Origin of the sequence: Hymenobacter sp. BT559 (assembly GCF_017571525.1) — a bacterium.
Taxonomy (GTDB): Bacteria; Bacteroidota; Bacteroidia; order Cytophagales; family Hymenobacteraceae; genus Hymenobacter; species Hymenobacter ginsengisoli.
This window is the reverse complement of the sequence record NZ_JAGETY010000018.1, coordinates 24,882-44,518: the sequence shown is the minus strand read 5'-3', so window position 1 is coordinate 44,518 and position 19,637 is coordinate 24,882. Positions and strand designations below refer to the sequence as shown.

16 protein-coding genes are annotated in these 19,637 nt (G+C 62.4%); 12 read left to right on the top strand and 4 right to left on the bottom strand.

What is annotated here, in order from left to right:
• Positions 1-164 precede the first annotated feature (164 nt).
• Positions 165-1,601 carry a DEAD/DEAH box helicase gene (locus J4D99_RS19615; protein WP_208133447.1) on the top strand — a complete coding sequence of 479 codons (1,437 nt, stop codon included), beginning with the start codon at positions 165-167 and terminating at the stop codon, positions 1,599-1,601.
• Positions 1,602-1,729: 128 nt separating this feature from the next.
• Here the strand turns inward: J4D99_RS19615 and J4D99_RS19610 are convergent, their stop codons facing one another.
• Together J4D99_RS19610 and J4D99_RS19605 are read right to left on the bottom strand one after the other, a co-directional pair.
• Positions 1,730-4,030, bottom strand: coding sequence for a GH92 family glycosyl hydrolase (locus J4D99_RS19610; protein ID WP_208133446.1), 2,301 nt, complete (start codon positions 4,028-4,030; stop codon positions 1,730-1,732).
• Between the two features lie 30 nt (positions 4,031-4,060).
• Positions 4,061-6,055 (bottom strand): sialate O-acetylesterase, encoded by a 1,995-nt coding sequence (locus tag J4D99_RS19605; protein ID WP_208133445.1) that lies wholly within the window; start codon positions 6,053-6,055, stop codon positions 4,061-4,063.
• 174 nt (positions 6,056-6,229) lie between these two features.
• Between J4D99_RS19605 and J4D99_RS19600 the strand changes: the two genes are divergently transcribed.
• The 9 genes from J4D99_RS19600 (at position 6,230) to J4D99_RS19560 (ending at position 14,130) form a co-directional block, all read left to right on the top strand.
• Positions 6,230-7,543, top strand: a complete 1,314-nt coding sequence (locus tag J4D99_RS19600; protein WP_208133444.1) for a sugar MFS transporter — start codon at positions 6,230-6,232, stop codon at positions 7,541-7,543.
• 16 nt (positions 7,544-7,559) lie between these two features.
• On the top strand, positions 7,560-8,579 hold the full coding sequence (locus J4D99_RS19595) for a glycoside hydrolase family 43 protein (RefSeq protein WP_208133443.1): 1,020 nt from the start codon (positions 7,560-7,562) through the stop codon (positions 8,577-8,579).
• Between the two features lie 33 nt (positions 8,580-8,612).
• Positions 8,613-8,975: a low molecular weight protein tyrosine phosphatase family protein gene (locus tag J4D99_RS19590; RefSeq protein WP_208133442.1), complete on the top strand. Its 363-nt coding sequence runs from the start codon at positions 8,613-8,615 to the stop codon at positions 8,973-8,975.
• 28 nt (positions 8,976-9,003) lie between these two features.
• A complete protein-coding gene (gene lpxD / locus J4D99_RS19585; RefSeq protein ID WP_208133441.1) occupies positions 9,004-10,044 on the top strand; it encodes a UDP-3-O-(3-hydroxymyristoyl)glucosamine N-acyltransferase in 1,041 nt (346 codons plus the stop codon).
• A gap of 124 nt (positions 10,045-10,168) precedes the next feature.
• Positions 10,169-11,566, top strand: coding sequence for a bifunctional UDP-3-O-[3-hydroxymyristoyl] N-acetylglucosamine deacetylase/3-hydroxyacyl-ACP dehydratase (locus J4D99_RS19580; RefSeq protein ID WP_208133440.1), 1,398 nt, complete (start codon positions 10,169-10,171; stop codon positions 11,564-11,566).
• A gap of 97 nt (positions 11,567-11,663) precedes the next feature.
• On the top strand, positions 11,664-12,470 hold the full coding sequence (gene lpxA, locus J4D99_RS19575; RefSeq protein ID WP_208133439.1) for an acyl-ACP--UDP-N-acetylglucosamine O-acyltransferase: 807 nt from the start codon (positions 11,664-11,666) through the stop codon (positions 12,468-12,470).
• On the top strand, positions 12,470-13,093 hold the full coding sequence (locus J4D99_RS19570) for an ABC transporter ATP-binding protein (protein WP_208133438.1): 624 nt from the start codon (positions 12,470-12,472) through the stop codon (positions 13,091-13,093). The genes lpxA and J4D99_RS19570 overlap by 1 nt, the downstream gene beginning before the upstream one ends.
• Before the next feature lie 8 nt (positions 13,094-13,101).
• Complete coding sequence (locus J4D99_RS19565) at positions 13,102-13,662, top strand: Uma2 family endonuclease (RefSeq protein WP_208133437.1); 561 nt, start codon at positions 13,102-13,104, stop codon at positions 13,660-13,662.
• Positions 13,663-13,776: 114 nt separating this feature from the next.
• Positions 13,777-14,130 carry a hypothetical protein gene (locus tag J4D99_RS19560; protein ID WP_208133436.1) on the top strand — a complete coding sequence of 118 codons (354 nt, stop codon included), beginning with the start codon at positions 13,777-13,779 and terminating at the stop codon, positions 14,128-14,130.
• Positions 14,131-14,205: 75 nt separating this feature from the next.
• Here the strand turns inward: J4D99_RS19560 and J4D99_RS19555 are convergent, their stop codons facing one another.
• Both J4D99_RS19555 and J4D99_RS19550 read right to left on the bottom strand, forming a co-directional pair.
• Positions 14,206-15,762 (bottom strand): aryl-sulfate sulfotransferase, encoded by a 1,557-nt coding sequence (locus J4D99_RS19555; RefSeq protein ID WP_208133435.1) that lies wholly within the window; start codon positions 15,760-15,762, stop codon positions 14,206-14,208.
• 150 nt (positions 15,763-15,912) lie between these two features.
• Positions 15,913-16,737 carry a DUF4197 domain-containing protein gene (locus tag J4D99_RS19550; protein WP_208133434.1) on the bottom strand — a complete coding sequence of 275 codons (825 nt, stop codon included), beginning with the start codon at positions 16,735-16,737 and terminating at the stop codon, positions 15,913-15,915.
• Between the two features lie 118 nt (positions 16,738-16,855).
• Between J4D99_RS19550 and J4D99_RS19545 the strand changes: the two genes are divergently transcribed.
• Positions 16,856-18,121: a competence/damage-inducible protein A gene (locus J4D99_RS19545; RefSeq protein ID WP_208133433.1), complete on the top strand. Its 1,266-nt coding sequence runs from the start codon at positions 16,856-16,858 to the stop codon at positions 18,119-18,121.
• Between the two features lie 139 nt (positions 18,122-18,260).
• Positions 18,261-19,610, top strand: a complete 1,350-nt coding sequence (locus J4D99_RS19540) for a phenylacetate--CoA ligase family protein (protein ID WP_208133432.1) — start codon at positions 18,261-18,263, stop codon at positions 19,608-19,610.
• Positions 19,611-19,637 lie beyond the last annotated feature (27 nt).

Below are 19,637 nucleotides of genomic sequence, written 5' to 3'. Positions count from 1 at the left end.
CTGGTCGCCACAAATCTACACAAACGATTGTGCAATCAATACTAAAATAGCCACCTGGCCAAGGGTTTCGCTTGTTAGCTTGGGCAAACCCGCCATCCTAAGGCTAGCTGGCTATCTTCTTTAGCTTTCTGACTCCCCATTTTTCGGGGCCGTACCTTTGCGCTATGCAAGCTGACTCTGCCGCCCCGGCCTCGTTTTCCGATTTCAACCTCTCGCCCGAACTCCTACAAGGCTTGGCCGAGCTGAATTTTACCCACCCCACGCCCGTGCAGGCGCTGGTGCTCGGCCCTGCCCTCGACTTGCAGGACGTGGCCGGCCAAGCCCCCACCGGCTCGGGCAAAACCGCCGCCTACGGGCTAGCCATCCTCTCGCAGATTGACCCTAGCGCCAAGGCCGTGCAGGCCATCGTGCTGGTGCCCGCCCGCGAGCTGGCCCTACAAGTGCGCGAGGCCCTCAAGAGCCTGGGCAAGTACATGGCGGCACCCGGCCTGCGCGTGGCAGCCCTCTACGGTGGCCACGCCATGCGCGACGAAGTGCAGACCTTGCAGCAAACGCCCCACGTGGTAGTTGCCACGCCCGGCCGCCTGCTCGACCACCTCGAAAAGCGCAACATCATTCCTAACCAATTGAAAGTATTGGTACTGGATGAGGCCGACAAGCTACTCGACCTGAAGTTTCAGGAGGAGATGGCAACCATCATCAGTCGCTTGCCGCGCCGCCGGCAGACGCTGCTGTTCTCGGCTACGATGCCCGATAAGGTGATGGGCCTAGTGCGCGACTACCTCACTCGCCCCCGCATGCTGACGGCCGCCGGCGGCCTCAACGGTGAAATAACTGGCGATGCCCTGCCCGCCTCACTCACCCTGCGCGGCCACGTGCTAAATGCCGTAGAGGAAAAGCCCGCCGCCCTCTACCACCTACTGCAGCAGCCCGGCACGGGCCAGACGCTCATCTTCGCCAACACCCGCGACAAGGTGGAGGAGCTGGCCCAGTTTCTGCGCGGCCGGGGCGTGGCCGCCGAGGTGCTGCACGGCAAGCTGCCCCAGCCCGAGCGCGACAAAGCCCTGATGAAGCTCCGCAACAACTCGGCCCAGGCTCTGGTAGCTACTGATGTAGCTGCCCGCGGCATCGACGTGCCGGCCCTCGATACGGTTATTCAATACGACCTGCCGCACGATGCCGAAACCTTCCAGCACCGGGCCGGGCGCACGGCGCGAGCCGGCGTGGCCGGCACCGCCCACCTGCTAGCCACCCCGCCCGAGCAAACCCGCGTGCAAAGCTGGCCCGCCGCCCAGGCCGCTCAGTGGGCCCGCCTCAAGCCGGCCCCGCTCCCACCCGCCAACGCCGCCAATAAGCTGCCCCGCCCGGAAACCATCACCCTGCACGTCACGGCCGGCAAGAAGCACAAAGTGAGCGCCCATGACCTGGTCGGCGCCTTCGTGAAAGTCGGTGGGCTGGAGCACCACACCGTGGGCCGCATCGAAGTCTTCGACTTTTACTCCTACGTAGCCGTGCCGCGCAAGCAAGCTGCCGAGCTGCTGGAGAAGCTCAATGGCGCCAAGATTAAAGGCGTGAAAGTGCGGGTGACGGAAGTGGCCTAGCAACGATTTTTCCCGCAGAGGTACGCCGAGAAAAAACCGCTGAGGTTCGCTGAGTTCTACGTTGAACAACTCAGCGAACCTCAGCGGTTTTTCTCGGCGTACCTCTGCGGTAACGCTATAAGGCCCGACTATTTAGCCTTCGACATCGAAAATGGCGCGTCGCCCGGCTGGGTGCCGCGCACCTTGTTCGGCTGCGGGGCCATGTCGAAGTTCAGCGTGGCGCCTCTCACCAGCTCGCTGTGGCTAAGCCAGTTGCGCGAGTAGTCCTGGCCGTTCACCGTGAGGTGGTTGATGTAGCGGTTGTCGGCGCTGTTAGCGGGGGCATTCAGCACCACGTCGTGGCCGCCGGGCAGGTGCAGGGTGGCCTTGGGAAAGAGCGGGGCGCCTAGCACGTACTGGTCGGTGGTGGGGCACACGGGATAGAAGCCCAGCGCCGAAAACACGTACCAGGCCGAAGTCTGGCCGTTGTCCTCGTCGCCGCAGTAGCCGTCGGGCGTGGGGCGGTAGAGGCGGTTGAGCACCTCGCGGGTCCAGTACTGGGCCTTCCAGGGCTCGGCGGCATAGTTGTAGAGGTAAATGACGTGCTGCGCCGGCTGGTTGCCGTGGGCGTACTGGCCCATGTCGGCCACCTGCATCTCCCTGATTTCATGAATGACCCCGCCGTAGTAGCTGTCGTCAAACGTGGGCGGCAGGGTGAATACCGAGTCCAGCGTGGCCGCAAACTTCTGGCGGCCGCCCATTATATTCATCAGCCCCTGCACATCGTGAAACACCGACCACGTGTAGTGCCACGAGTTGCCCTCGGTGAAGGCATCGCCCCACTTGAAGGGATTGAACGGCGTCTCGAACGTGCCGTTTTGGTTGCGCCCGCGCATCAGGCCGGTTTGCTGGTCAAACAGCTTACGGTAGTTCTGGCTACGCTTGGTGTAGAGGTCGATTTCCTTCTTAGGTTTGCCCAGCGCCTTGGCTAGCTGCGCAATGGCGAAGTCGTCGTAGGCATATTCGAGGGTGCGGGCCGCGTTCTCATTGATTTTTACATCGTAAGGCACGTAGCCGAGCTTGTTGTAGTACTCCACCCCGGCGCGGCCCACGGCCGTGAGCGGCCCGGCATGGTTGGCATCCTTGATGAGCGCCTCGTAGAGCACGTTGGCGTCGGCGGCATCGGCCGGGCGCACGCCTTTGAGGTAGGCTTCTGCCACCACCGAGGCCGAGTTGTTGCCCACCATTACGTTGCGATAACCGGGGCTAGCCCACTCGGGCAGCCAGCCACCCTCGCGGTAGTCGTTGGCCAGGCCGGCCTGCATCTTGGCGTTTTCTTCGGGATAAACGAGGTTCAGCAGCGGGAATAGCGCCCGGAAGGTATCCCACAGGCCCGTATCGGTGTAGAGGTAGCCGGGGCGCACCTGACCATTGAAGGGGCTGTAGTGCACCGGCTGCCCGCTGGCATCGAGCTCATAAAACCGGCGCGGAAACTGCAAGGCCCGGTACAGGCATGAGTAGAAGGTACGCTGCTGCACGTCGGTGCCACCCTCCACGGCAATGCGGCCCAGCACGTCGTTCCAGGCGGCTTTGCCTTTCTGCTTTACCGTTTCAAAATCATCATTGCCAATCTCTTGCAGATTGCGCTCGGCCTGCTCAGCGCTGATAAACGACGAGGCGACCCTAGCCTGCACCTGCTCACCCTTGCGGGTACGGAAGCTCACGGCGGCTACCGCGTGGTCGGCCGTGACTTCGGTGGCGCCGGCGGCCAGGGCCTTGCCGTTGAACACCTGGCTAGCCGTGAACGCGTGGTCGAACTCGATGATGAAGTAGTTTTTGAAATTGGCCGGCACGCCGCCGCTGTTGCGGGTGGTGTAGCCGATGATGCGCTTTTGGTCGGGCAGCACCTTCACCATCGAGCCCTTGTCGAGGGCGTCGAGCACGACCCAGGCGCTGTCCGTTTTGGGGAACGTGAAGCGGAAGCGGGCGGCCCGCTCGGTAGGCGTTATCTCGGTGGTGAGGTCATAATCAGCGAGGTACACGCTGTAGTAATAGGGCCGGGCGGTTTCGGCCTTGTGCGAAAACCAACTGCCCCGGGTGGCATCGTCCACCTTGAGCTTGCCGGTGCCGGGCATCAGGGAAAACTGGCCGTAGTCGTTCATCCACGGCGAGGGCTGGTGCGTTTGCTTGAAGCCCCAGATTTTATCGGCCCCGTACTGGTAGGCCCAGCCGTCGCCCATTTTGCCGGTTTGGGGCAGCCAGCAGTTCATGCCCCAGGGCCGCACGATGGCCGGGTAGGTGTTGCCGTTGGAAAAGTCGGGCTTCGAGTCGGTGCCCATTAGCGGGTTCACGAGGTCAGCGGGGCTAGCCGGGGCGGCCGGCGTTTGGCCCAGGGCGGCGGTGGCCACCAGCGCGCTCAGGCCGAGCAGCGCCGCGAAGAGTTTTGGCATGAAGAAGAAAAAACAGTTCGGTGAAAAAAGCTAATTGCGGCCGGCCGTGGTCAGCGGCCAGGTATCGGTGCGGAAGGGCAAGGCGGGCAAGCTCTCTTTATTGGTGAGGTTGCCGTTGGGGTTGTCGGCCCAATCGTAGCGCACGGCCACCGGCTGGGGCACGGCGGGGCTCTGTACCTCCACCTCGTTGCCCACCACCCTAGCCGTGGCCCAGTGAAATTTATGGTCGGCCCCCGCCACGGCAAAGCCTTGCAACGCGGCCCCATTTTTCACAGCTAGCCCCGCGCCCACGTGGCTGAACTTCAGCCGCACGGCCGCGCCTGCCGGGGCCATACTGGCATACTGTGGCCCGCTGTACAGTACGTTATTATCGCCGTAGGCCGCGTGTTCGGCGGCCAGCGCTAGGCGGCGGCCTACCTCCTGCTTGTTGTGCGGGTGAATGTCATTGGCCTCGCCAATGTCGATGGCAGTGGCTAGCCCCGTGTGCGGCACTTGCAGCGCCAGGGCCTGCGCCTCGCGCAGCTCGGCCCAGGCCGACTCCGCGGGCTGAGGCAGGGCGGCCATGTAACTGGCCAGCTGCACCCATAGGAAAGGTAAATCAGGCTGCTGCCGGTGCCGGCGCCAGTCGGCAATGAGCGCCGGAAACAACGTGCGGTACTGCGCCGCGCGGTCGGCATTACTCTCACCCTGATACCAGATAACTCCCTTTAGCGCATACGGTTGCAGCGGCGCTATCATGCCGTTGTAGAGCGTGGTGGGCGCGTGCTCGGCCCCGCCGGGTACGGGCGGCGCGGGCTGGTCCTGGGGGGCTAGCCCCACCTGGTATTGCCAGGCCCCGGCCAGCGGCAGCGTCTGGCTAGCCCCGCGCAGCGCCACCTCGCCCGGCTCACCCGTGATGCCGCCCCCGCCGCCGGTGTCCACTACGCGCACCGCAATGACGTTGCGGCCCGGCCGCAGCAGCCCAGCCGGCACGGGGTAGCTGCGCGCCAGCTGATAGCCGTTGGTGGCGCCCACGCGCACGCCGTTCACATACGTGCTGTCGGCGTCGTCAATCTTGCCCAGGGCCAGCGTGAGCGGCTGCCCGGCCATGCTGGCGGGCAAGTCAATCTCTTTCCGAAACCACACCACACCGTCGTAAGTGGCTAGCCCCGGCGCGCTTTCCCAGATACCAGGCACCGGCATGGTGGGCCAGGCGTGGGCATCGAAAGCAGGCGCTGCCCAGGTTTGGCCACTGGGCAGGTAGCCTTTGTCGTACTGCCGGATGTTGCGCATCAGCTCACGCTGCCGGGTTTCGTAGGCCTGTTGGTCGTCGGTCAGGCTGGTAGTCCTGCTGGCAAAGTCGGCCACGCGCGGCCCAAACTCGGGGAAGGCGGCTAGCCCCTCGGCGCTCACCCAGGCTTCGGCGGGCGTGCCGCCCCAGCTGCTCACGAGCAAGCCCACCGGCACCTGGTATTTTTTATACAAATCGCGGCCGAAGAAATAGGCTACTGCCGAAAGCTGCGCTACTGTGGCCGGGCTGCACACCAGCCAGCCGCTGCCCGCCACCTCGGCCTGCGGGCGGTAGGCCACAGTTTGCTGGGCGGTGAAGAAATGGATGTTGGGCCAGTTGGCGGCCGCGATTTCCTGGTCGGCATTCTGCACTGGCTGGTAGCCGCCGGAGCGGTCCTGCACGGGCATCTGCATATTCGACTGGCCCGAGGCCAGCCACACGTCGCCCATCAGTACATCGGTCAGCTCGATGGTATTCTGGCCTTTGATAGTGAGTGCATAGGGCCCGCCGGCCGGCATGGCGGGCAGCGTGGCCTGCCAGCGCCCGCTGGCATCGGGCAGGCCGGCGGCGTAGGCTTTACCCCGAAACGCGATGCTGACTTTTTCGCCCGGCGCGGCCCAGCCCCACACCGGCACCGGCCGCCCACGCTGCAGCACCATGTGCGAGCCCACCAGCGCGGGCAGCCGCACAGTGGCATAAGCAAGCGGGGCGGCCAGCAGCAAGCCAGCGGTAAGGAATAAGTTAAGCTGACGCATGGGGAGGGTGGGAAAGGAACAGGAGCCGCGAAGGTCGGACCGACGGGCGAAAGTAAGCAGTTACTTATTTTCGGCGAATATTACCGCTAAAACGTTTTTTTCAATCACTTGGCGCGGTGCCTACCGCGACAGTCAATATCTTCGGGGCTCATTTCGTCCCTTTTCCCGCCCGCAATGGCTGCTCCTATTATCTCTTCGCCAGCCGCGGCTAGCGGCCCGGCTTTATCGGCCGGCCCGGCCCCGCGCTACACTTCGGCCCTGAGCGCCGTGACCACGCTCTTCTTTTTGTGGGGCTTCATCACTTGTCTCAACGACATCCTGATTCCCTACTTGAAGGCGATTTTTCAGCTCTCCTTCGCGCAGGCCAACTTCATTAATCTGTGCTTCTTCGGGGCCTATTTCCTGATGAGCATTCCGGCTGGCAAGCTGGTGGCGCGGGTGGGGTACAAGCGCGGCATGCTGCTGGGCTTCGCCGTAGCCGCGGTGGGAGCTTTTCTGTTCTATCCAGCTGCCGCGCAACGGGTGTACGGGCTCTTTCTGGGGGCGCTATTTGTGCTAGCCTCGGGCATTACCATTTTGCAGGTGGCGGCCAATCCCTACGTATCTATCCTGGGGCCGGCGCGGTCGGCCTCGGCGCGTCTCACGCTCACGCAAGCATTTAACTCGCTGGGCACTTTTCTGGCTCCGCTGCTAGGTAGTGCGCTCATTTTGAGCCGGCTCCCTAAACTTAACACAGCGGCCAGCGCCGCCAGCATCGACGTGACGGCAGTGCAAATGCCCTACCTCATTATCGGTACCGCACTACTGCTCATCAGCCTGCTGCTGAGCCGCGTAAATCTGCCCCAGATTGTGCCGCCCACCGAGGCCGCTGGCAGCGCCGTTGATGCCGACTCGACCCGCGCCTGGCACTATCGCAACCTGGTATTTGGGGTGGTGGGCATCTTCGCCTACGTTGGGGCTGAGGTATCCATTGGCTCGCACCTGGTAAGCTACCTCGCCCTGCCCGACGTAATGGGCCTCGACCCCAAGTCGGCCGGCGACCGGGTAGCGCTGTACTGGGGCGCCGCTATGGTTGGCCGCTTCGGCGGCGCTTATCTGCTAAATAAATTTTCGCCAGCCAAGCTTCTAGCCTTCAACGCCATTTGCGCCGTAGCGCTGGTGCTTATTTCGATTAACACTACGGGTTCCATCGCCATGTGGACACTGCTGGCCGTGGGCTTGATGAACTCGATTATGTGGCCCGTTATTTTCCCACTGGCCCTAGCTGGGTTAGGCCGCCACACCGAGGAAGGCTCGGGCCTGCTATGCACTGCTGTAGTGGGAGGCGCGCTGGTGCCACTGCTATTTGGGGTGGTAGCCGACCACAGCGGGCTACGCACGGCGCTAGTGCTGCCGATGCTCTGCTACGCCTACATTGTGTGGTATGGCCTGCGTGGCAGCCGCCGGCCCGCCGCGGCTCTTACTACGCCGCCTATTGCCTTTACCTAAGCTTAGCTTTTTGCTTATGCTTTTGAAAAACACCTTGCTTGCCCTGGCCGGCACGTTGGTCTGCCAGGCGGCCCTGGCCCAGCGGCCGGCGCCCGCGGCAGCTACCCGCGACGGCAACCCCATCTTCCCGGGCTGGTACGCCGACCCGGAGGCGGCCATCTTCGGCTCGCAGTACTGGATTTACCCCACCTACTCGGCCCCCTACGAGCAGCAGGTGTTTCTCGACGCCTTCTCCTCGCCCGACCTCGTGCACTGGACTAAGCACCCGCACGTCCTCGACACGGCGGCCGTGAAGTGGGCGCACCGGGCGCTGTGGGCGCCCGCTATCGTGGCCAAGGGCGAGAAATACTACCTCTTTTTCGGGGCCAACGACTACCACCCCGAAAAGGCCAATGAGCCGCCGGGCGGCATCGGGGTGGCCGTGGCCACTAGCCCCGCCGGGCCGTTTAAGGACTTGCTAGGGCACCCGCTGGTAGGCACCATCGAAAACGGCGCCCAGCCCATCGACCAGTTCGTGTTCAAGGACACTGACGGCCAGTACTACCTCATCTACGGCGGCTGGCAGCACTGCAACATTGCCCGGCTCAAGGATGATTTTACGGGCTTCCGGCCCTTCGCCGATGGCACCACGTTCAAGTCGATAACGCCCGAGAAGTATGTCGAAGGCCCGCTCATGTTCCGGCGCCAGGGCAAGTACTACTTCATGTGGAGCGAGGGTGGCTGGACCGGCCCCGACTATTCGGTGGCCTACGCCGTGGGCAGCTCGCCAATGGGGCCCTTCAAGCGAGAGGGCAAAATATTGCAGCAAGACCCCACCGTGGGCACCGGCGCTGGCCACAATTCCGTCATCAACGTGCCCGGCACCGACCGCTGGTACATCGTATACCACCGCCACCCGCTCGGCGACAAAGATGGCAACCACCGCCAGGTGTGCATTGAGGAGCTGCACTTTGACAAGCAAGGCCATATTTTGCCGGTCAAAATCACGACCCAGGGCGTGAGCGCCCAGCCGCTCAAAGCGGCGGCCCGCCGCTAGCCCACCTTTTCTGCCCTAGCCAGCGCCATCCCTTTGCCCGAAAATCCCGCGCCCCGTCAGCTTCTGTTCATTTGCAGCCAGAACCGCTGGCGCAGCCTCACGGCCGAGGGCTTGTTTGCGGGCCACCCTAGCCTACTAGCCCGCTCGGCGGGCACCGAGCCGGGCGCCAGGGTGCGGGTAGCGGCCGGCCATCTGGGCTGGGCCGACGTCATTTTTGTGATGGAGAAAAGGCACGCCGACCGCCTGTGCGCCAAGTTTGGGGCCGAGCTGCGCGGTAAGCCAGTGGTAAACCTGCGTATTCCCGACGACTACCGCTTCGAGGACCCGGCGCTGGTAGCGCTGCTGCACGCGCGGCTGGCCGCCTACTTTGGCCAGCCCCTGGCCGACCTGCGGTAAAGCGCCCGGCCCGTACTTTTGCCGGCCTATGAAATTTACCGTTGGTCAGATTGCCCAAGTGGTGGGCGGCGCCGTGGAAGGCGATGCCGAAGCCACCGTTTCGAGCCTAGCCAAAATCGAGGAGGCCGGGCCCGGCGCCCTCGCCTTTTTGGCCAATGCCAAGTACGAGCCGTTTCTGTACACCACCCGCGCTACGGCCGTGATTGTCAGCCCCGAGCAGCCCTTGCGCCAAGCGGTAGCGGCTAGCCTCATTCGAGTGGCCGACCCCTACTCGGCCTTCTCCAAGCTGCTGGAGTTTTATGCCCAAGCCACGCGCGTAGGCAAGCGCGGCGTGGAGCAGCCCAGCTACCTGGGCGAGGGCTCCACGATTGGCGCGGGGCACTACCGCGGGGCGTTTTCGTACGTGGGCGAGGGCTGCGTGATTGGCGAAAACGTGCTCATTTTTCCGCATGCCTTCATCGGCGACCGGGTGCGCATTGGCGATAACAGCATCATCCACGCCGGGGCCAAGATTTACGCTGATACCATCATCGGCCAGCGCTGCGTTGTCAAGGCCGGCGCGGTGGTGGGCACCGATGGCTTCGGCTTTGCGCCGCAGCCCGATGGCTCCTACAAGGCCATTCCGCAAATCGGCAACGTGGTGCTGGAAGATGACGTGAGCATCGGGGCCAACGCCACCGTAGACTGCGCCACCATGGGCAGCACCGTGGTGCGCCAGGGTGCCAAAATCGACAACCTCGTGCAGCTGGCCCACAATGTGGAAGTGGGCCGGCACACCGTTATCGCTGCCCAAACGGGGCTAGCCGGCTCGGCCAAAATCGGCGCTTTCTGCGTGCTGGCGGGCCAGGTGGGCGTGTCGGGCCACGTTACAATGCCCAACAAAACGACCGTTACGGCGCAGTCGGGCGTGGGCAAGAGCTTCAAGCAGGAGGGCCTGTTTCTGCAAGGCTCTACGGCCTTCGATTTCAAGCAAAACCAGCGGGCGCAGGTGGTTTTCCGGCGCCTGCCCGAGCTGGAGCAGCGCGTGGCAGCCCTCGAAAAAAGCTCGCCAGCGCCCGATAAGCCTTAGCTTTGCAGCCGGGTTGGTTTTTGGTTTTTAGTTTCCGGTTTTTGGTATTCTGAAATAGGCTGCAAACAGCTGATTAAGTATCTAAAAGCTAGCAACTAATGGCCAAAAACTAAAAACCACTGATATGAACGACAAACAACACACCGTTAAGGCCCCCGTGACGGTACGGGGCATTGGGCTGCATACCGGCGCCGAGGCTACCATGACCTTCTGCCCTGCCCCGGTGGGCCACGGCTACAAGTTTCAGCGCGTCGATTTGCCCGGCGAGCCCATCGTGGATGCCGACGTCGACAACGTGGTAGACCTCTCGCGCGGCACGACCATCGAGCAAAACGGCGCCCGCGTGAATACCGTGGAGCACACGCTAGCCGCCCTGGTGGGCTTGCAGCTCGATAACGTACTCATTAAGCTCAGCGGCCCCGAGCCGCCCATCATGGATGGCTCGTCTTACGAGTTCATCAAGGCCCTGCACACGGTGGGTTTTGAGGAGCAGAATGCGCTGCGCAACTACTACGTCATTCCCGATACCATCCGCTACGTGGACAACGCGCGCGGCGTGGAGCTGGCCGCCCTGCCCCTGAGCGACTACCGCCTCACGGTGATGGTGGACTACAACTCGCCGGTGCTGGGCTCGCAGCACGCCACGCTCACCGACATCAACCAGTTTGAGGCCGAAATTGCCTCGTCGCGCACGTTCTGCTTTCTGCACGAGCTGGAATATTTGTACAAGTCGAACCTTATTAAGGGCGGCGACCTCTCCAATGCCATTGTGGTGGTAGACCGCGCCGTGGGCGAAGACGAGCTCGACGAGCTGGCCGCCATGCTGGGCAAGCCCAAGGTGTCGGTGAAGAAGGAGGGCATTCTCAACAACGTGGACCTGCGCCACAAGAACGAGCCCGCCCGCCACAAGCTGCTCGACATTGTGGGCGACCTCGCCCTGGTAGGCCGCCCGCTGAAAGGCCAGATTCTGGCCGCCCGCCCCGGCCATGCCGCCAACGTGGCCTTTGCCAAGCGCATCAAAAAGAAGATGCTCGAAGACCGCACCAGCGCCGTGCCGGTGTATGACCCTAGCCGCGAGCCGGTGATGGACATCAACCGCATTATGCAGGTGCTGCCCCACCGCTACCCCTTCCTGCTGCTCGATAAGGTGATTCACCTCGACAGCCAGATGGTGACGGCCGTGAAAAACATCACCATGAACGAGCCCTTTTTCCAGGGTCACTTCCCCGGCAACCCCGTGATGCCCGGCGTGCTGCAGATTGAGGCCATGGCCCAGACCGGCGGCATCCTGGTGATGAATACCGTGCCCGACCCCGAGAACTATTGGCAGTACTTCCTGGGTATTGAGAATGCGCGCTTCCGCAAGAAGGTGCTGCCCGGCGACACTGTGGTATTTCACTGCGTGCTCACGGCACCCATCAAGCGCGGCATTGCCAAGATGAAAGGCCAAGCCTTTGTGAATGGCAAAGTGGTGTGCGACGCTGAAATGAGTGCCGCCATCGTCCGCAAGGACAACGTCTAGAATAAGCTTTTAGCTAATAGCTGCTAGCTGTTAGCTCTTTTTTCAAAGTACGACTAGCTAACAGCTAGCAGCTATTAGCTAACAGCTCAAGAACTACATGCTTTCCCCCCTCGCCCATATCCACCCCGCCGCCCGGCTAGCCCCGGGAGTTACCGTCGAACCGTTCACTACCATTTACGGCGATGTGGAGATTGGCGAAAACACTTGGATTGGGCCCAACGTGACCATCATGGATGGGGCACGCATTGGGGCCAACTGTCAGATTTTTCCGGGCGCGGTGGTGTCGGGCATTCCGCAAGATTTGAAGTTTGCCGGCGAGGTCACTACGGCCCACATCGGCGACTACACCGTGCTGCGCGAGTGCGTGACCGTGAACCGCGGCACCGTGGACCGCGGCCGCACCGTGGTGGGCAGCCACTGCCTGCTGCAAGCCTACGTGCATATTGCCCACGACTGCGTGCTTGGCGACCACATCGTAATTTCCAACGCTACCCAGATGGCGGGCCACGTGCAGGTGGGCGACTGGGCCATTATCGGCGGCACCACGGCCATTCATCAGTTCACAAACATTGGGGCGCACGCCTTTATCGCGGGCGGCTCCCTGGTGCGCAAAGATGTGCCGCCCTTCGTGAAAGCGGCCCGCGAGCCCCTCACCTACGCCGGCGTCAACTCGGTGGGGCTACGCCGCCGGGGCTTCACGGAAGAGCAGGTAAATGGCATTCATGAGATGTACCGTATGCTGTACCTCAGTGGCTTGCCCATGACGGAGTCGTTGAGCCGCATTGAAGTAGAGCTGCCACCCTCGCCTGAGCGCGATGAAGTGACGCAGTTTGTGCGCTCGGCTTCACGCGGCATTATCAAGGGGCCTAGCCGCGGCGGCGTAGCCGAGGAGAACGCCGACTAATGCGGCTTGATGCCCAAGACCTGGGCCGCCGCTACGGCCGCCAATGGGTTTTCCGGAACCTGAGCTATTCTTTTGAGCCGGGCTCCGCCACAGCTATTTTGGGGCCCAATGGCGCGGGTAAAAGCACGCTGCTCAGCATATTGGCGGGGCAACTGCTGCCTAGCGAGGGCACGGTGCGCTACGAGTCGGCCCTCAGCGGCAAGCCGGTGCCCGTAGCCGAGGTGCCGCGACTGCTGGCTTACTGCGCACCTTATCTGGAGCTGCCGGAGGACTTTACCCTGCTGGAGCTGCTAGCCTTCCACACCCGGCTTAAGCCACTACGGCCGGGCGTGTCAATCCCCGATTTAGTGGACATCATGTACCTGCACAAGGCGCGGCACCAGGCGGTGCGCACGTTTTCGTCGGGCATGAAGCAGCGCCTCAAGTTGGGGCTGGCCCTGTACGCGGACACCCCGCTGCTGCTGCTCGACGAGCCTACCACCAACCTCGACGCCCAGGGCGCGGCCTGGTATCTGGAGCACGTGGCCAGGGTGCGCGAAAGCCGATTGCTCATCGTATCGTCTAACGTGCCGGCCGAATACGGCTTTTGCGAGGCGCAGGTACGCATCACTGACTTTCAATAGCTTGTGCCATGCTCAGCGACGCTGAAAAAAACTACCTGGCCGCCGAGCGGCTCGCCCCTACGCGTAGCGAATACCTGGATGGCCAAGTCTTCCCACTGCCCGACGCTACGCCCGAACAGCTGCTCATTGCCGAAAACACCGCCCTGCTGCTGGCCAGCCAGGTAGCAGGCCGCGGCTGGGCCGTGCTGGGCCCGGGCACGCGCCTGCACGCGCTAGGCGCCGGGCTCTTCACCTACCCCGATGTGGCGCTGGTGGGCGGCAAGGTACTGCGCCTGGCCGATGCCCACCGCGATACGCTGCTCAACCCTACGCTGCTCGTGAAGGTGCTGCCGCACCCCATGCCGCCGCATTTTCAGGAAATATTTGAAGCGTACTACGCCATTCCGACGGTGCAGCATGTGGTGCTGATAACCGAATATGCGGCACGGGTTTCGCTAGGCTCGCGCACTGAGGAAGGAAGCCTTGAGGTGCAGGGTTTTACAGGGCTAGCAGCCGTGCTCACTATTCCCGACTTGGAGCTGGCTTTACCCCTGGCCGAAATCTACCACGGCGTGGCGCTACGGGCCTAGGGAGTTATTTTTAGACGCAGGGCGTTGGGGGCGCCGAACCCATTTCGGCCCCACCCGTATCTTCGCCCTACGTTCTAAAACCCATATTTTCTACCCTCTACTGCCCTCTTTGCTATGCGACAGTACGATAATCTGGACGACGACGCCCTCGACGACGACGACAATCTGGACACCTTTGCCCGCACGGGCGGCGCCAAAACCCGGGGCTCGGGCGAAGACCAGCTCTCGGCCAAATATGCCGACTACCTGATGTGGCGCGATACCGGCTCCTCGCACGATGAGGCGCTCGACCTGGCTTCCATGACGGAAGAAGAATTTACGACCGCCGAGGCGGCCGAAGACCCTGATGGCAGCAGTGGGCTAGCCCCCCTCGACGACGAGGATGACCTCGACGCCGATGATGACGATGACTTTGGCGGCAGCTCGCGCAGCCGGGGCCGCGGCGACGACTACGACAGCGACTACTAGGCGGCAACCAGCCCCTAACAAAAAGCGCCTTGCCACTAACGGCAAGGCGCTTTTTGTTGGCGCGGTGCTGTCGGCTCAGGGGTAGAGTCCCATGCGCTGCGACCGGTGGAAGGCCCAGCTATTGGCTGCGCTCAGGCTCATTTCAAACACCGGCTGCCGGGTGGCATAGTCTACCTCGATTATTTTGCCGCCGCTCCCCGTGCCATTGGGCACATTAAAGCCGGGGCAGAACATCAGGTGGTTGACGGCCGGCAGGTACTGCACCCGCGATACAATGGCGGAGTAGGTATCGGCCCCACGGGCGGCCCCGTAGGTCCAGGTTTGGCGCACCGTGTGGGCCGCGGGGTCGATGTGGAACACTACCGCCCGGCTGTAGTGCGTGGCGGCGTTGCGAATAAAGTTGCGGTTGGTGCCATTGTCAAACAGCAGCAGGTCGCCGTTGGGCATTAGCTGGATGGAATGCTGATACCAGTTCCACTCAAAATCGGGATGATTGGCCGAGCCCGCCACCACCGCCGTGTCGGCGATGGCCGCCCCGCCGGCATCGAGGGGTGTGAGCAGCTGCTGGCGCAGGTCCTGGCCCAGCCGGTTGGGGCCCCAGCCCCGGTGCGGGGCCAGCAGCCATTTCACCTGGTTGTCGTAGGTGAGCTTGGCTACGCCCTGGTAGCGGCCCGACACGATAATGGTATTGTCGCTAGGGTCGTAGAGCAAGGCATTCACGTGCAGCCAGTCGGTGGGGTCGGTTTCCAGGGCGTGGCGATTTTCGTTGAACGCCTGCTTGAGGTCCCATGTATGCACGAGCTGGTTGGCGTGGCGGTCTACTTCCACCACGTAGTCTTCTATTGTGGGCGTGCCATCGGGATGAGTACTCCCGGCTTTGCTTACCGACACCAGAAAATTGCCATCTGGCTTTTCATATACTTCGTGGTGAAAAGCGTAGCCCGGCAAGTCCCAGCGATTGACGATGGCGCCGAATACGTTTACTTCGTAGAGCCGGCTCGTTGCGATGTCCCCAAAGTAGTAATTACCGTTTTTCAGCCGGTTGATGCCGCAGTCGTAGCTAAGATGCGCCAGCTCCGGGCTGCTTGAATAGTCTAAAAGCCAGCGAATATCGCCGTAATTATCCAGCACCAGCGGTATTTGGGGGTTAGAAACGCTGAAGTTGCTGACCAGCGAAAAATCACCCCCTAGCCCGCTGGGCGGCGTGCCCTGGGCCACGCTTACGGTGGGCATATTGGCCGGCAGCGGGCCGGTTTGGATGGTGAGCGTCGTATCGGCCAGGGCCTGGCCTTCGGGGTTTACCAGCTGCACCTGCACCGAGTTGGCATAGTCGGCATACAGGCCCAGGATGGGCACTGTGTGCGTGGTGCCCTCGTCGCTGAACTGCTGCACCACATCAGAAGCTGCCCCGTGCCGGCCGTGCACCACCAGGCGCACACGCCCGCTCTGGGGCGACTGAAACGAGAGCTGCGCCGAAAGCGGCGCATAGCCCGAGGGGTTGAGTACCAGCGCCCCCGCATTCAGGGCTAGCCGTACTGGCCCCACCGGGGTTGGCGCTACGTCCTCCTCCTTGTGGCAGCCCACGGCGAGCAGGCTCAACAAACTCATCTTTAGTACAGATGTAAACTTCATGAAATAAGCAGATTAAGGAAAGTTACCATCCTTGGAACTGCGTTCTCAGCGAAGGTTTAAGCCCGGGAGCGTGCCAACAAAAAGCCCCGGCAGCGGTGCTACCGGGGCAAACTTCAGTATCAGTCGATTAGGCCCGCATGAGCCGGCGATTTATTTTCCGCCAAATACGCGCTTGAGCAACGCCGTAGACTGGGCAGCCGGGTTCTGGCGAATTTTGGCCTCCTGCTGGGCTAGCAGGATAAACAGGCCGTCGACGGTTTCTTTGGTGACGTAATCGGTGAGGTTGGCGCTGGCGGGCGTCACGAGCGGAATTTTATTGTAGCGCTCGATGAGCTTGGCATAGGCAGAGTTGGCCCCCACCTGGTCGAGGCTCTGCACGATGCTCGGGCGCAGGGCCGCGTTGAGGGCGGCCTCCGAGTTTTTGCGCAGCAGCTGGGTGGCGGCATCCTTCTGCGAGCTCGTCACGAGCGTGAGTGCATCGGTGAGGGTAAGCTGCTGCAAGGCATTCATAAAGATGTCTTTCGCAGCGGGGGCGGCTGTTTCGGCGGCGCGGTTCAGCAGGTTGGTCACTTGCTCCACCGCCTGCTTGCCAATGGGGCCCGGCAGGGCACTCAGCGTGGTAGATACTAGCTGCGCATCGGGCGGAAACTGGATGCGGATATCGTCGTTCAGGTTGAAACCATCCTTTTCGGAAGCAAAGCCAACGGCCTTGGTGATGCCCGTGGTGAGCGCTTCGCGCAGGCCGCTGGCGGCCTCGGCCTCGGTGAGCGGCGCTACCGGTGCGGGGGCCGGGGTGGCAGCAGCGGCGGTTTTGGTAGTGGTAGTCGTGGTAGTTTTCTTAGCTGGCGTGGCAGCTTTTTTGGCCGGAGCCTTTTTCACGACGGTGGTTTTCTTGGTGGTCGTGGCTTTTTTGGCGGTTTGGGCCAGGGCCGGGGCGGCACTGCACAGGGCCAGCGCCAGGAGTAGGTTTTTCATTAGGCAGAAAAAAGAAAATAGCGGTGCATAAAAACCGGACGGCGCGTATAGCTGTCCTGCAGGCACTCGGCTGCAAAGTTCTCTACAAAACCCTGCCAAACTATTCGCTTCTTTCCCGATGGACGTTGAAATCATGACAATCGGCGACGAACTGCTCTACGGGCAGGTCGTGGATACTAATTCGGCCTTTATGGGCCAGCAGCTGGGTCGGCTAGGCCTGCGCGTGCGCCAGATAACGAGCGTGAGCGACCGCGCCGACGAAATAGTAGCCGCCCTCGACCAGGCCCGGCAGCGCGCCAAGGTTATTTTGACCACCGGCGGCCTCGGCCCCACCAAAGACGACCTCACCAAGCACGTGCTGGCCCGGTACTTCGGCCGCGAACTGGTCGAGCACGCGCCTACTTTGCGCCACGTAGAGGAGATATTTAAGCGCTTCAACAGGCCCATGCTTGACGTGAACCGCCAGCAAGCCATGGTGCCCGAAGGCACGGAAGTGCTGCACAATGCCGTGGGCACCGCTCCGGGCATGTGGATAGAGGACGGTGGCACGGTCTTCATCAGCATGCCCGGGGTGCCCTTCGAGATGAAGCGCCTGATGACGGACCAGGTGCTGCCCAAGCTGCAGGAGAAATTTCAGCTAGCCCCCATCGAGCACGTAGTGGTGATGACAGCCGGACTGGGCGAGTCGTTCTTGGCCGAAAAAATAAAGGACTGGGAAAGCGCCCTGCCGCCCAACGTGAAGCTGGCCTACCTGCCCAGCCTGGGCAGCGTGCGCCTGCGCCTCACCGGCACCTCCGATAGCCAGCCCGACCTGCGCGGCCGCATGCTGGCCCTGCTGCCCGCCCTGCGCGAGCGCATTGGCAGCTACATTTTTGCCGAAGAAGACTCGCCGCTCGAAGTGGTGGTGGGCCAGTTGCTGAAGGCTAAAAACTGGCAGCTTGGCACCGCCGAAAGCTGCACCGGCGGCGCGGTAGCCCAGCGCATTACCAGCGTGCCGGGCAGCTCGGCCTACTTCCGCGGCAGCGTGGTGGCCTATGATAATGACTTAAAAGAAAGCCTGCTAGGGGTCAATGCCGAAACGCTGGGCCAGCACGGTGCCGTGAGCGAGCCCACCGTGCGCGAAATGGCCGAGGGCGCCCGCGCCCGCCTGGGCTGCGATGTGGCCCTGGCTACGAGCGGCATTGCCGGGCCGGGCGGCGGCACGCCGCTCAAGCCGGTGGGCACCATCTGCATTGCCTGCGCCACGCCGGCCGGCACCGTGAGCCGCCAAATCAACATCGACCGCGGCCGCCAAACCAATATCGAGTACACCACGCAGGCCGTGCTGATACTGCTGTGGCAGCAGCTAGCCGGCCACCGCGAGGCCGAGCTGTTGAAGGTGTAGCATAGCGCCTACTGGGCCAGCCCGCGTAATAAAGCTGCGGCTTCACGCGCGGGCTAGCTCAAATTTTTGCGCTACAGCATAACAAACGTTTGTTAGTTTTACGGCGTTAACCTGGCTACTCTCCCACCCTAGCCCCGCCATGCTCTTCAACCCCGACATCGAGCGCCTGCCACGGCCACAGCTGCGCGCCTTGCAAAATGCCCTGCTCAAGGAGCAGGTCGCTTATTTGAACGAACGGGTGCCGTTCTACCAGCGCAAGTTCGCCGAGGCGGGTATCAACCCGGCCACGTTTCGCGGGTTGGAGGACTTAACGAAGCTCGGCTTTACTAAAAAGGCTGATTTTCGGGACAACTATCCCTTTGGCCTCTTCGCCGTGCCCGAAACGGAGGTGGCGCGGCTGCATTGCTCGAGCGGTACTACGGGCAAGGCTACGGTGGTAGGCTACACGGCCGGCGACCTCGGCATTTTCTCTGAGGTAGTGGCCCGCTCGCTGGTGGCTGCGGGTTGCCGACCGGGCATGAAAGTGCAGAATGCCTATGGCTACGGCCTTTTCACGGGCGGGCTCGGCCTGCACTACGGCGCCGAGAAGCTGGGCCTCACGGTCATTCCGGTATCGGGGGGCAGCACCGACCGGCAGCTCCAGCTGCTTCAGGATTTTCGGCCCGAAATCATTTGCGCTACCCCTTCCTACGCCCAGGTGCTGGCCGAGGAAATGCAGCGGCGCGGCATTGCGCCAGAGGCCATCAATTTGAAGCTGGCCGTACTAGGGGCCGAACCCTGGAGCGAGGCCATCCGGACGCAGGTGCAGGACGGCCTGCACGTGGCCGCCACCAATATTTATGGCCTGAGTGAAATCCTGGGCCCCGGCATCTCGCAGGAGGACGTGGATGAGCGCGGCACCGGCAGCTACATCTGGGAAGACCACTTTTACCCCGAAGTGGTAGACAAAGACACTAGCGAGCCCGTGGCAGATGGCGAACTGGGTGTGCTGGTTTTCAGCACTCTCACGAAGAAAGCAATGCCCATTCTGCGCTACTGGACGGGTGACATCACCAATATCTACTACGACCACTCGGTGAAGCGCACCCACGTAAAAATGGGTCCCATCCGGGGCCGGGCCGACGATATGCTCATCATTCGGGGCGTTAATTTCTTTCCCACGCAGGTCGAAGATATTATCAGCGGGCTGACCCATGCTAGTCCCTATTACCAGGTGGTAGCTACCCGGCGCGGCAGCCTCGACGAGGTAGAAGTAAACGTGGAAGTGGCCGAGCCCCTGCTGCGTGAATTAGGCCTGGCCACGGCGGCCCTCACCCCCGAGCACGTGCAGCAGCACGACAGCCTGCGCCAGCTGCAAGGCAGCTTTGCCAAGAAAATCAAGGACAACATCGGCCTCAGCATGCGCGTGAATTTGCTAGGCTGCGGCCAACTGCCACGTAGTGAAGGCGGCAAACTAAACCGGGTGAAGGACCTGCGGGAGCTGAAGTAGCGAGGGTAGAACCCAACCCGTACGTCA

Bases quoted from the DNA above. Each gene is read 5' to 3' on its own strand.
- J4D99_RS19615 (WP_208133447.1), top strand. From the start codon at position 165: ATGCAAGCTGACTCTGCCGCCCCGGCCTCGTTTTCCGATTTCAACCTC.
- J4D99_RS19610 (WP_208133446.1), bottom strand. From the start codon at position 4,030: ATGCCAAAACTCTTCGCGGCGCTGCTCGGCCTGAGCGCGCTGGTGGCC.
- J4D99_RS19605 (WP_208133445.1), bottom strand. From the start codon at position 6,055: ATGCGTCAGCTTAACTTATTCCTTACCGCTGGCTTGCTGCTGGCCGCC.
- J4D99_RS19600 (WP_208133444.1), top strand. From the start codon at position 6,230: ATGGCTGCTCCTATTATCTCTTCGCCAGCCGCGGCTAGCGGCCCGGCT.
- J4D99_RS19595 (WP_208133443.1), top strand. From the start codon at position 7,560: ATGCTTTTGAAAAACACCTTGCTTGCCCTGGCCGGCACGTTGGTCTGC.
- lpxD (WP_208133441.1), top strand. From the start codon at position 9,004: ATGAAATTTACCGTTGGTCAGATTGCCCAAGTGGTGGGCGGCGCCGTG.
- J4D99_RS19580 (WP_208133440.1), top strand. From the start codon at position 10,169: ATGAACGACAAACAACACACCGTTAAGGCCCCCGTGACGGTACGGGGC.
- lpxA (WP_208133439.1), top strand. From the start codon at position 11,664: ATGCTTTCCCCCCTCGCCCATATCCACCCCGCCGCCCGGCTAGCCCCG.
- J4D99_RS19570 (WP_208133438.1), top strand. From the start codon at position 12,470: ATGCGGCTTGATGCCCAAGACCTGGGCCGCCGCTACGGCCGCCAATGG.
- J4D99_RS19565 (WP_208133437.1), top strand. From the start codon at position 13,102: ATGCTCAGCGACGCTGAAAAAAACTACCTGGCCGCCGAGCGGCTCGCC.
- J4D99_RS19560 (WP_208133436.1), top strand. From the start codon at position 13,777: ATGCGACAGTACGATAATCTGGACGACGACGCCCTCGACGACGACGAC.
- J4D99_RS19555 (WP_208133435.1), bottom strand. From the start codon at position 15,762: ATGAAGTTTACATCTGTACTAAAGATGAGTTTGTTGAGCCTGCTCGCC.
- J4D99_RS19550 (WP_208133434.1), bottom strand. From the start codon at position 16,737: ATGAAAAACCTACTCCTGGCGCTGGCCCTGTGCAGTGCCGCCCCGGCC.
- J4D99_RS19545 (WP_208133433.1), top strand. From the start codon at position 16,856: ATGGACGTTGAAATCATGACAATCGGCGACGAACTGCTCTACGGGCAG.
- J4D99_RS19540 (WP_208133432.1), top strand. From the start codon at position 18,261: ATGCTCTTCAACCCCGACATCGAGCGCCTGCCACGGCCACAGCTGCGC.